Genomic DNA, 14,512 nt, shown 5'->3' on the forward strand with positions numbered 1-14,512 from the left:
ATTTTGGACAGCCTGGCGAATAAGCTGTTGGGATGGACATACCGGCCCGCCACGAGCATCTTTCTCACCTCCTTCCTGGTGGTCTTTGTGATAGTATACTAAATCATACAATCATTGAAAAGCCCTATCGGTGCGGTTTGGATTTTCCCTGGAGGTATAGTATCATAATAGACGGAGGAAGATCCACGATGGGGCGCGAGGTGATCCTGACGGCTTCGGCCTCATTCTTCCTCCTCGTGGAAGGTAGCGGGGATATCCGCCGGATGGCCGGGAAGAAAGCCGAAGCCGTTAGGTGTCAAGAGGGGGAGATTGAGCTATGAGGGATGATAAACCCAATATCCTGTTCATAATGTCGGATGATCACGCGTCACATGCCATGAGCTGCTATGGCAGTCGTATAAACGAGACTCCCAACCTCGATCGCATCGCCTATGAGGGCATGCGGTTCGATAATTGCTTCTGCACCAACTCGATCTGCTCGCCTAGCCGGGCGAGCATACTGACAGGCACCTACAGCCACGTGAACGGGGTTACAACCCTGACGACGAAGTTCGACGGGCGTCAATTGACCTTCCCAAAACTGCTTCAAAAGGCCGGCTATCAGACGGCCGTTATCGGCAAATGGCATCTCGGACACGGCGGAATCCATGATCCCACCGGATTCGACTACTGGAACGTCCTGCCGGGCCAAGGCAGGAGCTTCAGGCCGCTTCTGAACGGCGAACTCCCCGAAGGATGGCAGACCTCCATGTATTACCGATACTGGATGCACCTCGCACACCATTACGTCTACGCCCACTACGGGATCAGAACGATGAGGTATAAGCTGATCTACTACTATGCCGAAGCACTGGGACAGCCCGGGGCGGTCGATGAGCCAAAGGAATCCGAATGGGAGCTCTTCGACCTCGAAAGGGACCCATATGAGATGAAGAACGTATACAACGACCCGCAATACGCCGATGTTGTAAGGGAGCTGAAGGATGAGCTGCATCGCCTGCAGCAGGAGGTCGGCGATGAGTCATGTGAGGAGGTGGGATGAACATGGCTGAGACAAGCGTCCAACAGAGAGTCGATAGACTGGAGATCGCCATGGAACAGCTTATAAGGCAGGTTGATAGAACCTCCCTCCAGGTCGATAGGACATCAGCGGCCGTGGCACACCTTTCAAGGGAGGTGGACAGGTTTAAGCAGGAAATGGATAGGTTCAGAGAGGAGATGGATAGGTTCAGGGAGGAGATGGATAAATTCAGAGAGGAGATGAGAGATTTTAAGGAGGAGATGAGGAGAGAGATGAAAGAGTTCAAAGAAGAGATGAGGAGGGAGATGAAGGAGTTCAAACAGGAGATGAACAGGCGATGGGGAGAGCTGGCCAACAGACTGGGAACCCTGGTGGAGGATATCGTCGCCCCCGCCGTGCCCGATGTTATCAAAAGGCACTTCAACCTGGAGATAGAGCTCATGGGGATAAGGATGCGCAGGAAGATGGGCGAGCTGAAAGGCGAATACGACGTGGTAGCCATGGCCGACGGGATGATCTTCATCGTGGAGGTGAAAAGCAGGTTCAATATCGAATACGTCCGGGATTTCCAGGAGAAGCTGGCGAAGTTCAGAGATCTGTTCCCGGAATACGGCGATAGGCAGCTCGTGGGCATCATAGCCTCTCTGAGACTCGAGGATGAAGTGGTGGAGGAGGCCACCGGACGGGGATTCTACGCCATGGCCATGAAGGGTGAATACATGGATCTGATAAACGTCGAGGAGCTACGAGGGCGAGGATGAGATGGAACGGAGATGTATATGCATTTTGCTCCTCCTCTTAGCTCCGGTCGTCCAGGTTTTCCCCCTTGAGATCAGCGGCGAGCTGAGAGCGGATCAGGTCTGGACGAAGCTTCGATCGCCCTACATCGTATCCTCGGATCTGATCATACCGCCTGGCAGAAGTTTGACCTTAACCTCCGGCGTGGAGGTCAGGTTCAGGCCCGGAACCTCGCTGAGGGTCCTCGGCAGGCTGATCGTCGACGGGAAGAGGGATGATCCCGTCAGATTCAGATCGGATATAGAATCGGCGGTTCCGGGCGATTGGAGGGGCATCCTCATATCGGGCGGAGGGGCATCTCAGTCGAGGATCGAATTCGCCGTCATCGAACACGCGGAGGTCGGGATCAGGTGTGAGCGCTCCTCGCCGACGATCATCGGCTGCCTGATCCGCAGGAACAGAACGGCGGGACTGATCTGTCTTGACGGATCACCTCTCATCGTCGCCAATCGCATATTGGAAAACGGCACGCCCGACTCGAACTCCGCCTCGGGCATCATCGTCAGCGGCAAAAACTCAGTGCCGAGCATCAGATACAACCTGATATCCCACAACTTCGGATCGGGGATCAGATTCGAGAGAGGGGGATCGGCCCTGGAATGGCTCTCCTTCAACACCATCTCCTCCAACCTGAAAAACGGCATCGAGCTGCGATCCGAAAGCAGGATTCAGGGGCTCTACATGTGCAATCTGATAGGCAACGCCGGATATGACATCTATATGGACACGCCCTTCGGCCTGGAGGCGACGCGGTGCTTCTGGGGAGGAGAGCTGACAGCGGAGATGCGAGAGAAAGGCGAGGACGCCGACATCTCAGCCATATTCGACGGACACGATCGAAGCGGACTGGGCATGGTCGTATACGAAAGATGGCTCGATGGGATCGTCGATATAGAGGCCAAGGCCGAGGAGGATGAGGTTCTTCGCGGGTCGGAGGATAGGAAATCCGAAAAAGACCTGGGTAAAGCGGATCGAACGTTCACGGCCAACAGAGGATACGTGGTCTATGTTTATCCGGACGGCAAAAGGGCGATGATAGACTACGGCAAGGGGTATGCTATCGAGAAGGGCATGTCGTTCGAGGTGATGAGGGACGGTGAGAGCATAGGGAAACTCAGGATCGATGAGATCCGCGAGGCGGTCTCGGTTGCTGAAATCGTAGGGTCATCTGAAAGGATAAAACGGGGCGATAGGGTTGTGCTCAGACCGGTCGTCATCCTCTCGGATGAAAGCTGGATCGGAGTGAACAGGTTCTTCGACGGATGGAACGAGATATCCATGGATCCGACCCAGAAGAGGTATTGGAGCGGATGCGTGGAGGTTCCGACAAGGCGATCGAAGATCTCAAGGGAAGCCCTCAGTTTCGCCGAGGAGATAGGCGCCAGATGTATCTGGGAGAGGCACTGCAAGACACAGGGAATCATATACATGCGTAAAGAGTTCGAGCTGAAGGGTAAATGGAAGAGGGCCGAGCTGGAGGCCATGAGCTCCGCGAGGTGTGATATATACATCAACGGGGCCAAGGTGGGGACGGTGGTGCCCGACTGGCGCAGGTTTAAGGTATGGTCCGAGATAACCGGGTTTGAGGTGACGAGGTTTCTGCGTCACGGCAAAAACGCGATCGCCATATCCGGCGAGCCGAAGCCGAAGCAACAGGGCGCGCCGGTGGGGATCATATTGAGGTTGAGGATATGGCCGAGGTTATGACCGGAGGAGAAGATGTGGCGGATCTACATCTCGATTCCCATCATCTCCGCCTCGGCCGTCGCCGCGGAGATCCTGCTGATGCGGCTGATGGCCGTGGCGATATGGTATCACTTCGCCTACATGATCATCAGCCTCGCCCTTCTGGGATACGGGGCGAGTGGAACTTTCCTGACCATCTTAAGAGAACGGCTCCTCCCACGATTTAAGCTGTTCCTCCTCCTCATCTCGCTTGCGCTTTCGATCTCCCTTCCTCTCTGTTTTCGCCTGAGCCAGATGATCAGCTTCGATCCGTTCCTGATGATGTGGGACCCGCGCCACTTTCTCCGCCTCTTCGCCCGATATCTGCTCTTGATGATCCCGTTCTTCCTGGCGGGGAGCTTCACGGGACTGTGCATAGCGGCTTATAGCGACAGGATCGGCCGGATATATCTTTTCGACCTGATGGGGGCGGGGATGGGATCGGTGGGGGCGATCGGATTGACCTTCCTACTTAGGCCGGGGGACGCCTTAAGCGTGCTTTCGCTCTTCTCCCTTCTCGGCGCGATCCTCACCTCCTGGCACGCGGGATATCTCCTTCGATCGCTGATACTCGCCCTTCCCGTTTTAGCCGCCGTTAACCTAATGCCTTTGAGGTTGGATATATCGCAGTATAAGTATCTGGTCGCCGCTGAGAGGATGCCGGAGGCGAAGGTTCTGTATGAATCCTCCTCGCCGCTCGGCCTCTTAACCGCCCTTCGATCGCCTGCCTTGAGGATCGCGCCCGGGCTCAGTCTCGCATATGAGGGGGATATACCGCCTCAGATAGCCGTGTTTACCGATGCCGACTCGCCCACCGCCATAACCTCGCCCGACGATCCGGAGAAGCTCGCCTTTCTGGATTATATGACCAACGCCCTTCCATACGCACTGTTGAGGAGCCCCAAAGTTCTGGTCATCGGCGCGGGCGGAGGGATGGATGTGCTTTCGGCTCTGACACACGGGGCGAGGGAGGTGGTCGCCGTCGAGCTCAACCCACAGATGGTGAAGATGGTCTCGGAGAGGTTCTCGGATTTCGCCGGCGGGATATACTCCGATCCGAGGGTGAGGGTCGTCCTGGGCGATGGGAGGGGATTCGTGGAGAGATGTCGGGAGAGGTTCGACCTGATACAGATATCCCTGGTGGAATCGTTCAGGGCCTCGGCGGCCGGCGTCTATGCGCTCAGCGAAAGCTACCTCTACACCGTCGAGGCGTTTAAAAGCTATATGAGGCATCTGACCGAAAACGGCATCCTCTGCATCACGCGCTGGTCGAAGATACCTCCCGTCGACACGATGAAGGTGATCGGGACGATGGATCGACTCCGCTCCATCGGGATATCGCCCCAGAATAACATGGCCCTCATCAGAAGCTGGGCCACCGACACGATCATCCTCAAGAGATCCGAACTGACAAAGGAGGAGATCGAGGCGATAAAGGAGTTCTGCCGGGAGAAGCTGTATGATCTGGCCTACTATCCGGGGATACCCGCTGAGGAGATGTGGGAATTTCTCCCCTATAATCCGTCCGGCAGATGGAAGTGGATGAAAGGGATGTTCAACATCAAGCCCGCCACGGATGACAGGCCCTATTTCTTCCATTTCTTCAGGTGGAGGTCGTTGCCGTATCTGGTTAAAAGGATGGGTCGGAACTGGCTTATACTGGTGGAATGGGGATATGTGATGCTGGTTGCGACGCTCATCCAGGCCGTGGCCGCCTCGATCCTGCTGATCCTGCTTCCCCTTCGTGCGCTTCTATCGCCCAGGGTGAGCGGGAGATGGAAGAGGCTCTGGGTTCTCCTCTACTTCGGCGCCCTGGGATTCGGGTTCATGTCGATGGAGATCGTTCTGATACAGCTTTTCTCGCTTTTCCTCTCCGATCCGATCTACTCCGCTGCCTCGGTGATCGGCGGAATGTTGGTCGTCGCGGGGTTAGGGAGCCTTGCGTCGGGGAGGTTTTCCGGCTTGCCGCCTGAGCTGCCCTTCGGGATGATAATCCTGTTCTCGGCGATCCAGAGATACCTGCCGCGGCTTGAGTTTTCAACTCTGGCGGATCTCCCGCTTCCAGCGAGGATCGGATTGAGCATACTCTCCATCGCCCCTCTCGCCTTCTTCATGGGGATGGCGTTCCCGATGGGGGTTAGACGTCTGAGGGCGAGGGATGAATCGCTCATACCATGGGCATGGGGGGTGAACGGCTGCGCTTCAGTCATAGGCGCTGTAGGCGCTATGATCATCGCCCTCTCGCTGGGACACAGCACGCTTTTATTCACCGCTATGGGATGTTACGCCTTGGCGGGAGCCCTGGCGATGAGAATCCGCTCGATCCCGGAGTAATCCCTTATGACCTCCACATCGGCATACCCTGCCTCCTCCATCAATTTGATGGCCTTTTGGGCCTGATCGAACCCGATCTCGATCCCGATCAGTCCTCCTGGATGGATATGTCGTGTGGAGTTGAGGATGAGCCGTCGTATCACCTCCAATCCGTCCCGGCCGCCGTCAAGCGCCTCCCTCGGCTCATAGCCGATCTCGGGCTGCAGGTTCGAGATCTGATCGGAGGGTATATAGGGAGGGTTTGAGACGATGCAATCGAATCGCATTCCGTCGACCGGCTCGAACATATCGCCGATCTTAAAATCCACCTCCACTCCGATCGCTTCGGCGTTTTGACATGCGAGCTCTATCGCCCCCTCCGATACATCCGTCGCCACGACACGCCATTCAGGAAGGAATTTAGCGAGGGATATCGCTATGGCGCCACACCCCGTCCCCACATCCAAGATCTCCCCGGGCTTCTCATCCTTTAACCTTCTAGCGATCTCCTCCACCAAGAGCTCCGTCTCCGGTCTGGGGATCAGCGTCCTTCGATCCACCCTGAAGGGTATCCCCATGAACTCCTTTACGCCCGTGAGATATGCCACCGGCATCCTTTGAGCCCGTTTTACGATCAGATCACGATAGATATCCAGATGTCCCTGGGAGACGGGGGCGTTGAAGTTGAGGTACAGATCCAGCCTGGAGCACTGAAGGGCATGCGCCAGGAGCAGTTCCGCGTCGAGCCTCGCCGTCTCTATCCCATGTCTTTTGAAGTATCCCGTCGTCCACTCCACCAGCTCCATAACGCGCCATATCCTCTTTTCCTTACCCATCCCTTATCTACCTCTCCTCGACGATCCTCTTAAACAGTTTGGAGATGATCGAAAAACGGAGCTCTATGGCCGATTCGGGACACATCTCGTGACAGCAGTAGCATCTTATACAGAGCGAATCGTCCACCACCGCCACCTTTCCCTTGATCCTTATGGCGTTTTGAGGGCAGCTTCTGACGCATACCCCACATGCGACGCATCTTCCCTTCTGGGGAACGGGCCTCGGGCTTGTTATCTCCTTCATCAGCTTTCCGGCGAATTTTCTGATAAGCCTGTATCTGAGTATGGCCTTTTCGGTCGGACGGGAATCCGGCCTTTTGAAATCGGGGATCATCACCTCTTCGATCGGCGTCCCGACGATCTGAACTTTCCCGTCCCATTCCTCCGCGGATTTAGCGGCCTCGAAGATCGGCACCTCATCGAATCCCATGCCGATGATCCTACAGGCAGCGGCATCCACCTCGACCGGGTTTTCGCCCGCCAGTATGACGCCCACCTTCCTGGGGGAACCGTGTGAGCCGGGGCCGTTCCCCTCGAGCCCGATCACCCCATCCATCACCGTCAGCCTGGGTCTGGCGAAACGCATCACATCGATCAACATCCCGGCGAAATCGGGCTCATTGGGGAATCTGACATGGAATTTCGACTTTGACACGCCGTAGATGAGTCCGAAGAGGTTCTTGACGGCGCCGGTGTAGGTCATGAAGACGTGCGTCTTCAGCTTCGGCAGGTTCACGATGCCGTCCACCTCCCTGAGGACGGGCAGGAGCTCGAACCCCTTGGTGAATCTCCCCTCCAGGAAGGAGAGGTGGATCGGCTCAAGCTCTATCCTGAGCTCCGCCCCCGTTCGGTCGGCCACCTCCATCATCCCCGTCACCTCAAACACCTCTTTCAGCCTCTGCTCGGAGTGTTTCGTTCCCGCCCCTGGGCTTTCGGAGATTATGGGATATGCCCCTGCGGATTGGATCTGCCTCACAACCGCTTCGACGAGGAGAGGATGGGTCGTCACGGCCCTATCCGGGGGCGCGGGTGACAGGAGATTGGGTTTAACCAAGATCTTCTCGCCGGGGCCGACGAACTTGGATATCCCCCCTAGTCTCTCCAGCGCCCTATCCACCGCTTCCATGACGGCGGTTCGATCGTATGCGTCACACTTTTCGAGACTGACCAACTTTAAACCTCCTGTTCTGTAGATGAAAACCGCCACACGAATCTAAGGGATGGTTCATATCCTGGATGAATTTGGGTAACACTTTGACCTCGTGATGACTTGCTAACCCATATTTCTAATCATTCGCTCATACTCATCATGAGAGCCAATCCAAACCCAAATGTAATCTTCGCCGTCTTTCACGGCAAGCGCTCGGTAATTGATTCCTATCCTGACTGACCAGAACTTACCAATTCTCTTGAAATGAAGAGATGGATGTTGAGGATTTATCTTAAGCAACTGGAAGTTTCCCTTTGCTATTCTTTGTACAGATTCCGGAAGCTCCTCAAAACATCTCCAGAAACGATTCGTCGCCCGATGCATTTATAGCTCCCTGAGTTTCCCCTTCTTTTTTTCATCAAAGGCTTCCTCGATCAGGAAATCCAACTTCCCCATCTCCGAGTCCACCTCAATTTGCTTATCCCACTTCTGCCAATCTTTCTCCCAAAACCACCGCCTCAGTTGAACGAAGTCCTCCTCGGGAAGTTTCTCTATTGCTGTTTTTATCTCATCTACCTTCAACATTGAAACCTCCCTTCGCATCAAAACTTGAGATTTGCTCAGTTCGCGATACTTTGCTACTCCCATGATATGCTTACGAGATACTCCAGATGCTTTATCAGCTCCTGCCTCGTTAACCCCTTCGTCACGTCCATCAGGTTGATCTGAAGGTAGGATGACCCGCGGGTTGAGGCGAAGGCCAGCTTCTTGCCGTCGGGGGAGAAACACGGCGTCGTATCCTTCCCCCTGTAGTTGGTGAGTCTGACGGCGTTTCTCCCATCGGCGTCCATAACGTATATCTCCTCGTTGCCGTCCCGATCCGAGACGAAGAGTATCCTCCTGCCGTCCGGCGAGAAGGAGGGCATGTTATCGACGTCGGGGCTATCGGCGATCTTCATCTGGGATGAGCCGTCGGCCTTCATCTGGTATATATCGAAATCCCCATCCCTATCCGACGCGAAGATGACCTTCGTCCCGTCGGGGGAGAAGGCGGGATCTATATCGTTCGACCTGTTATCCGTCAATCGTTGAAGCTTTAAGACGGTGAGGTCAAGCTTAAATATCTCCCAGTTGCCGTTCAGATACGATTCAAAGAGGACGGTCTTCCCATCGGACGAGAGGGTCGGCTTGAAGATATCTCCTTTCCATTCGAAGATCGTCTCGCGCTCCAACGTGTTCAGGTTCACTCTCACGAGCCTGGCTTTATCGTTCTCGCCCGTCGGAAATGGAACTGAGGAGAGGATGAGGTATTCGCCGTCGGGCGTGAAGGATGGGCTCGAGTCGGAAAATCCCTCCGGGGTGATCCGTTTCTCCTTTCTATCGGCCAGATCCATCAACATGACGACGTTCCGCCCTCTTTTCACCCTGACAAAGGCCAGTTTGCGGCCATCGGGCGAAAAGACCGGCGAGGCGTTATCGCTGCTGGTATTCGTCAGTTGCAGAACGGGATGCGGCTCGGCGGCCAGCTCCCTGATCTCAGCCTCCTGTTTCGGAGTCGGGTTCGATTTGAGGATCTTGATGAATGTCTTCAACGGCACAAGCCGTCTTCCGAGCTTCCAGGCAGCCTTGGCCATCTCATACCGTATGTCGGTCCTATCGGGGGCGAAGGAGAGGGCAACCTGAAACTCGTCCATCGCTTTATCATATTTTCCCGCCCTCGAATACGCAAGGCCGAGGCTGTAATGCAGGTCGGGATCGGAAGGATGTCTCTGGACGGCTCCCTTCAGATGTATTATCGCCTCCTCATATTTGCCCTGGGCCAGGAGCTTTTTACCGATATCGGCCTCCTTATCCCCACAGCCGCAGAGGATAGCCGATGCGAAGATCGCCAGAATGATCAAGCAGACCGACACCTTATACATCGAAACATCACCCCTCATGGTATTTCTCAACGTAATTTCTCAGTGTTCCTATTTTCTCCACGGTTGCCTCGATCACATCCCCCGGATATATGGGAGCGATCCCTTCAGGGGTGCCGGTTGAGATGATGCTACACGGTTCAAGCGTCATCATATCGGATATAAACTCCACCAGATAAGGTATGTCGAATATCAGGTTGACGGTGTTATCGCTCTGTCGGATCTCCCCGTTCACCTTCAGCTCCAGGTTCAACGCCACCGGCTCCTCAACCTCATCCTTTGTCAGGATACACGGCCCCATCGGCCCGAAGGTATCCATGCTTTTGGATCGGAACCAGGGCTGGCTCAGCTCAAAATCGTGCCGCTGGATATCCCTGGCGGTGACGTCGTTCATGACGGTATATCCCAGTATAAATTCACGTGCCCGATCCCTCGGCACATCCCTGGCCGTTTTGCCTATCACCACGGCCAACTCCACCTCGGGGTCCACCCTTCCGAATTTAGGCTTGATCAATATCTTATCCTCGGGGCCTATCACGCATGAGGAGGCCTTCTGGAAGATTATGGGCTCCTGAGGGATAGGTCTGCCGCTTTCGCGGGCATGGGTGGAGTAATTCAGCCCAAGGGCGATGATCTTAGGCGGGCTTTTGATCGGCGGATTGAGTTTGAACTCATCGACGGTGAGCAGATCCGTGAGGTTATGCTTTTCGGCGAATTCCACCACCTCATGAAACAGCCCCACATCGAAGAGTCCTTCATTTACCATGCCGGCTATCGTGTTAGGTATGGGGCGGTTTACCCTTTTTACCGCCGCATCGTACATCCTGATCCCTGATGTTAGATCGAAGACCACACCCCTATCGAGAAGCACCCCTACCCTTTCACCTACTGCATCGGAGAAGGATACGATCTTCATGTTTTACCTCCACCCGAAAGATAACATCTGCATACGCTCATAATTATCGCTGAGTGTAGCGGAGATTTTTAAAGCTACCGTCCGCCGCTTATAGGTCATTTATTGTCATTTGTCGTCATTTATCGTCATTTAAATGACGGCGAAGCCGAATGACTTAATGACTACAAATGACGGTTGAGCTGCGGACGGCGGACAATTGGCCATAGATACTACACTCGAGAGAAATAAGAGCGTCCGCATAAAATTATATCACAACGGGCTCGGGAAAAGAAGGCAGCGACTGAGCGCTTGATGGAGGAGAGCGAACCAAGTTATAATAACGTCGATCTCGGCAAGGCCTTCCGATGTCTCGGCTAGAAGGAGCGAGGGGAATGAGAGTTAAGATCGAGGAAAAAGGGTGGTTTCGCCTGCCGGAGAGGCTTATAGGGAGGTATGATCTGAATGAGGGTTCCGATCTCTATCTGATACCCTTAGCGGATGGACTCGTCGTCTACCACCCCATGCTCGACATCAGAAAGGTCTACATCGAACCTACCACCCGGTGCAACCTCAACTGTATCACATGCGTCCGTAACGCGTGGGAGGATGAAACGGCCGATATGGAGATGTCCACCTTCAACGCTATCCTCCGCCAGTTAAGAGGGTTCAGATCGATTCGGGCGGTGGTTCTGGGGGGATTCGGGGAACCGTTCTATCATCCTCACATCCTCGATATGATCAGGGATATTAAAGCTTTGGGACTGGAGGTGACGATAAGCACGAACGGAACGTTGCTCGGAGATCTTGCCGGAGTTTGCGACTATTAATGTTGGTTTGAAATCCGATATAAAGGCCCGGCGGCTGACAGTTTCAACCCTTTCAGAAAATCCGGAGGCTCTTCGGGGAAGAAGATGTAAACCGGATGTGCTTTTAAGTTTTCGAGTATCATCTCTGAGACCGTCCCTCCACATCCCTCATCATCCGGAAATCGGATATCCTGATAAGCTCTTTTCAGATTCTCCCTATACCAATCGAACCTGAGAAGCGGCATTGATATGATTCGGACATCTTCACGCTCTCTGTAAACCACATACCGGAAATACCAAAGCGTGAAGGTAGGACCGTCATACTGGGTGAAGACCAACGCACCGGGTTTCAACTCCTTGAAAACGCTATTCCCAAACTGATATGCCTCTCTGAAATCGCTTAAGTCCACATGGGGATAATGCCTCACCAGCTCATACATGGGAAACCCTATGCTCAGAACCAAAACAGCACTTGTGTAAATCATCCCCCTTCTCCATATCCGTAGTTGCTTAAATGTATCCAGGAGAAATTCCACGCCTAATCCGATCCAGATGGAGAAAATCAGGTAAGATGGGATGTAAAAAGGAGGATTGTCCGGAATCCGATAGTTCACGGTGTATACTATATCAGCGAGGAATATCAAAGTGAGGAGGAGAAACAAAGGCGATGTTTCCTGACGGTGTTCTTTGAGCTTCACTATCAGCCTGAAGTATCCTAGAACTCCGAAAAAGAAGCCGATGATGGTGAACTCGTTGAGAATAGCCACTCTGTATCGGTTTAGCTCATAAAGCACTTCGGGAAGCGTTTTTGAGAACATCAAGGATCTATACTGAGCCGCCGAGACCAACCAGATAAACTGCTTAAGGGTCTCAGGATTACCCCAATCGAGGGGTGGGTCCTGTGCCGAACGGATAGGGAGATAGATATATGGCGTCAGCCCTAGAATGAAAAGTCCCAAAAGTGTCGGTAACCGTTTGATGAAAGATTTAGGATCGACCAACAGGACAAATGTGATAGCAGCGGGGAGAATGAATAGGGTGGACATGTGATTCGAAAAGCTCAAACCAAGTGAAAAGGTGAAGAGGTAAAGGAACTTTGAAGATCGAGTTTCTCTCCATTTCAGCAGTAGGAGAATTAACAGGCTCAGGAAAAAGGCGTTGAGCGTGTATACCTCGGCGATGACCGATTGAGTCCAAAACGTGAATGAGAAAGCCATGCTGAGGGCGGCGGAGAGCGCAGGGATATGTTTGCCCGTCAAATTTAGGAGAATCTTATAGATCACTAAGGAGGTGATGGCAGCGAAGAAAGCCGACATTAAATTAACACGATATGCGATATCGCCTACAGGCAGGAATGTAAACAACTTGCCTAACATCACAAACAACGGATATCCCGTGGGATGAGGTATTCCCATGACGTAACACGCCGTGACAAGGTCGCCGGAATCCCGCCATGTGATAGTAGGGGCAAGTGTCCTCAGGTAGATAATGAAAGGAAGCAAAACCGTTAAGAAACCAAGGATCGATCTCCATGTCCTAGAGCTTCGACTTTTCAGGTTCATCTTGTCTCCTCCGAGCGTAAAGCTCCATCCTGCCCTGAGAGTAGATCAACTTAAATCGTCGCTCCACTTCCCGTCGGATTTTCGGAGTCCCTCCCCAGAGCAGTATGAAATCATAGGGGTGGGAATGTTTCTCAGCTGAAAATCGGTCGGGGAAACCTTCTCCGGGCGCCGGCATCCGCCGGTTGTCCTGCCTATAAAGGATAGGGTGATAGCTTAAACGAGCGAAAAAATAAGGTCCAACTCCTCCCTTAGCTATGTGGTAATATGCCCAAGCGTGCAGGAAAGGCTTTGTGTTAAACGTTTCAGCATATTGTTGGACGATCAAAGGCAGCAGTTTCGAATTCCAGCCGATATACTTAATCCCTGAAAGATAATCGCGGAATTCATCCTGTAAAGAGTTGTACTTGTGGTAAGTGTATGATATAGAGATGATGGAGAGTATAATCGGAAGAACAGTGATCAGTTTGTGTAATGCTTGATCTTCCGGAAATTGAATCCACGCCAATCCGATGAAAAAGATAAAGATCGCCAATCGGATGTTAGCGTAATACCCTCCAGGGGGCGTATGTAAGGGCAATAAGAAGAACAAAGCGAGAAATGAGAGCCACAATAGAAAAAATCGTCCACGCTTGGTTTTCAAAGAGATAAGAATTCTCCTCTCCTTGAGGAGGGAATAAGAAGCTGGAAGCAGAAACAAGCTGGCAAGCAGAAGGAAGATCAGCACTCCTAAGAATCCTCTATAAGGGTAGAAGGCGAGCATAAATGTGAGAAAAGTTCCGTAAAGGTCGGTGTATTCCAATCGGTTATGAAGAAGACTCTGGTTTTCCGATTTTAACCAATAAGCCGCAAAGAGAATTAAGGACGGCATAACGGAAAGGGTTATCAACAGGAGCTTTCTCCATCTCCTCTCAGAGAGCAAGGATAAAATGAAGATGGACCAAAGGAAAACTGCGAAGGTGATCAAATGGGCAAGATAGATCAAGATGGAGAAACCGGCAAGCGGAAGCAGCTGCTTAACCCCCAAGTGTTCACCTCGATGGCACCAGTACCCTAAGGCGAAAAACACGAAAGGGATACCGAGGCAGAAATTGACGAAACCGATGTTGAAGAAGAAATTGAACAAAAAAGGGAAGGCAAAGAACACGAAGGATTTTCTGTTCGATTCAACCCTTGAGAGGAAATAAAATATGCTTATGGGAAAGAGTACTATGTAAAGGGATAATCCGATCTTACCGGCGATCTCTATCGGGAAGACCGCCTCAAACGAAGCCACCAGGAGTTCAAAAAGAACACCGGGAACGAAAGACAGATTGATCCGAAAATTTCTATGATAGTCGAACTTCGAGTTGTTATAATCAGTACCTGGCTGACTGACAAATCTCAGTCCTCAGTCCGAGAAAACCCCTGAAAATTCTGGGCTTGTCGAAGTTTCAAAAACTCGAACAATTGAGAGCGCCAGGAAGTCTTATCACATAAGGGTTTCCGAC

General features: G+C 52.9%; 11 protein-coding genes. 5 read left to right on the forward strand and 6 right to left on the reverse strand.

All coding sequences use genetic code 11. The features are described 5' to 3' along the window. Window positions 1–316: 316 nt before the first annotated feature. Genes J7M22_16925 through J7M22_16940 form a run of 4 tightly spaced genes read left to right on the forward strand, consistent with a single transcriptional unit; the run spans window position 317 to window position 5,878 of the window. Complete coding sequence (locus tag J7M22_16925; GenBank protein MCD6508288.1) at window positions 317–1,042, forward strand: sulfatase-like hydrolase/transferase; 726 nt, start codon at window positions 317–319, stop codon at window positions 1,040–1,042. Between the two features lie 2 nt (window positions 1,043–1,044). Next, the gene (locus J7M22_16930; GenBank protein MCD6508289.1) at window positions 1,045–1,782 is read left to right on the forward strand and encodes a hypothetical protein; all 738 of its coding nucleotides are present in this window, start codon (window positions 1,045–1,047) and stop codon (window positions 1,780–1,782) included. Between the two features lies 1 nt (window position 1,783). After that, window positions 1,784–3,526, forward strand: coding sequence for a right-handed parallel beta-helix repeat-containing protein (locus J7M22_16935; GenBank protein MCD6508290.1), 1,743 nt, complete (start codon window positions 1,784–1,786; stop codon window positions 3,524–3,526). A 12-nt stretch (window positions 3,527–3,538) separates the two neighbouring features. Further along, complete coding sequence (locus J7M22_16940; protein ID MCD6508291.1) at window positions 3,539–5,878, forward strand: SAM-dependent methyltransferase; 2,340 nt, start codon at window positions 3,539–3,541, stop codon at window positions 5,876–5,878. Here the strand turns inward: J7M22_16940 and prmC are convergent. The 5 genes from prmC to J7M22_16965 all read right to left on the reverse strand — a co-directional run bounded on the left by prmC (window position 5,827) and on the right by J7M22_16965 (window position 10,528). Then, window positions 5,827–6,693 (reverse strand): peptide chain release factor N(5)-glutamine methyltransferase, encoded by an 867-nt coding sequence (gene prmC / locus J7M22_16945; protein ID MCD6508292.1) that lies wholly within the window; start codon window positions 6,691–6,693, stop codon window positions 5,827–5,829. The genes J7M22_16940 and prmC overlap by 52 nt on opposite strands. A 7-nt stretch (window positions 6,694–6,700) precedes the next feature. Continuing rightward, complete coding sequence (locus J7M22_16950; GenBank protein MCD6508293.1) at window positions 6,701–7,864, reverse strand: DUF362 domain-containing protein; 1,164 nt, start codon at window positions 7,862–7,864, stop codon at window positions 6,701–6,703. Between the two features lie 363 nt (window positions 7,865–8,227). Beyond that, window positions 8,228–8,428 (reverse strand): hypothetical protein, encoded by a 201-nt coding sequence (locus J7M22_16955; protein MCD6508294.1) that lies wholly within the window; start codon window positions 8,426–8,428, stop codon window positions 8,228–8,230. Window positions 8,429–8,481: 53 nt separating this feature from the next. After that, window positions 8,482–9,783: a PD40 domain-containing protein gene (locus tag J7M22_16960; protein MCD6508295.1), complete on the reverse strand. Its 1,302-nt coding sequence runs from the start codon at window positions 9,781–9,783 to the stop codon at window positions 8,482–8,484. Continuing rightward, on the reverse strand, window positions 9,773–10,528 hold the full coding sequence (locus J7M22_16965) for a fumarylacetoacetate hydrolase family protein (GenBank protein ID MCD6508296.1): 756 nt from the start codon (window positions 10,526–10,528) through the stop codon (window positions 9,773–9,775). Before J7M22_16965 ends, J7M22_16960 begins: the two co-directional genes overlap by 11 nt. Window positions 10,529–11,049: 521 nt before the next feature. Here J7M22_16965 and J7M22_16970 point away from each other — a divergent pair. Continuing rightward, complete coding sequence (locus tag J7M22_16970; protein ID MCD6508297.1) at window positions 11,050–11,484, forward strand: radical SAM protein; 435 nt, start codon at window positions 11,050–11,052, stop codon at window positions 11,482–11,484. Here the strand turns inward: J7M22_16970 and J7M22_16975 are convergent. Continuing rightward, on the reverse strand, window positions 11,481–13,025 hold the full coding sequence (locus J7M22_16975; GenBank protein ID MCD6508298.1) for a DUF2723 domain-containing protein: 1,545 nt from the start codon (window positions 13,023–13,025) through the stop codon (window positions 11,481–11,483). The genes J7M22_16970 and J7M22_16975 overlap by 4 nt on opposite strands. Window positions 13,026–14,512: the final 1,487 nt, after the last annotated feature.

The organism is Candidatus Poribacteria bacterium (genome assembly GCA_021162805.1).
In the GTDB taxonomy this organism is placed as follows: Bacteria; Poribacteria; WGA-4E; order B28-G17; family B28-G17; genus JAGGXZ01.

Coding starts and splice junctions, on each gene's coding strand:
- J7M22_16930 (MCD6508289.1), top strand. CDS start 1,045: ATGGCTGAGACAAGCGTCCAACAGAGAGTCGATAGACTGGAGATCGCC.
- J7M22_16975 (MCD6508298.1), bottom strand. CDS start 13,025: ATGAACCTGAAAAGTCGAAGCTCTAGGACATGGAGATCGATCCTTGGT.
- prmC (MCD6508292.1), bottom strand. CDS start 6,693: ATGGGTAAGGAAAAGAGGATATGGCGCGTTATGGAGCTGGTGGAGTGG.
- J7M22_16940 (MCD6508291.1), top strand. CDS start 3,539: ATGTGGCGGATCTACATCTCGATTCCCATCATCTCCGCCTCGGCCGTC.
- J7M22_16925 (MCD6508288.1), top strand. CDS start 317: ATGAGGGATGATAAACCCAATATCCTGTTCATAATGTCGGATGATCAC.
- J7M22_16955 (MCD6508294.1), bottom strand. CDS start 8,428: ATGTTGAAGGTAGATGAGATAAAAACAGCAATAGAGAAACTTCCCGAG.
- J7M22_16970 (MCD6508297.1), top strand. CDS start 11,050: ATGAGAGTTAAGATCGAGGAAAAAGGGTGGTTTCGCCTGCCGGAGAGG.
- J7M22_16935 (MCD6508290.1), top strand. CDS start 1,784: ATGGAACGGAGATGTATATGCATTTTGCTCCTCCTCTTAGCTCCGGTC.
- J7M22_16965 (MCD6508296.1), bottom strand. CDS start 10,528: ATGGTAAATGAAGGACTCTTCGATGTGGGGCTGTTTCATGAGGTGGTG.
- J7M22_16960 (MCD6508295.1), bottom strand. CDS start 9,783: ATGAGGGGTGATGTTTCGATGTATAAGGTGTCGGTCTGCTTGATCATT.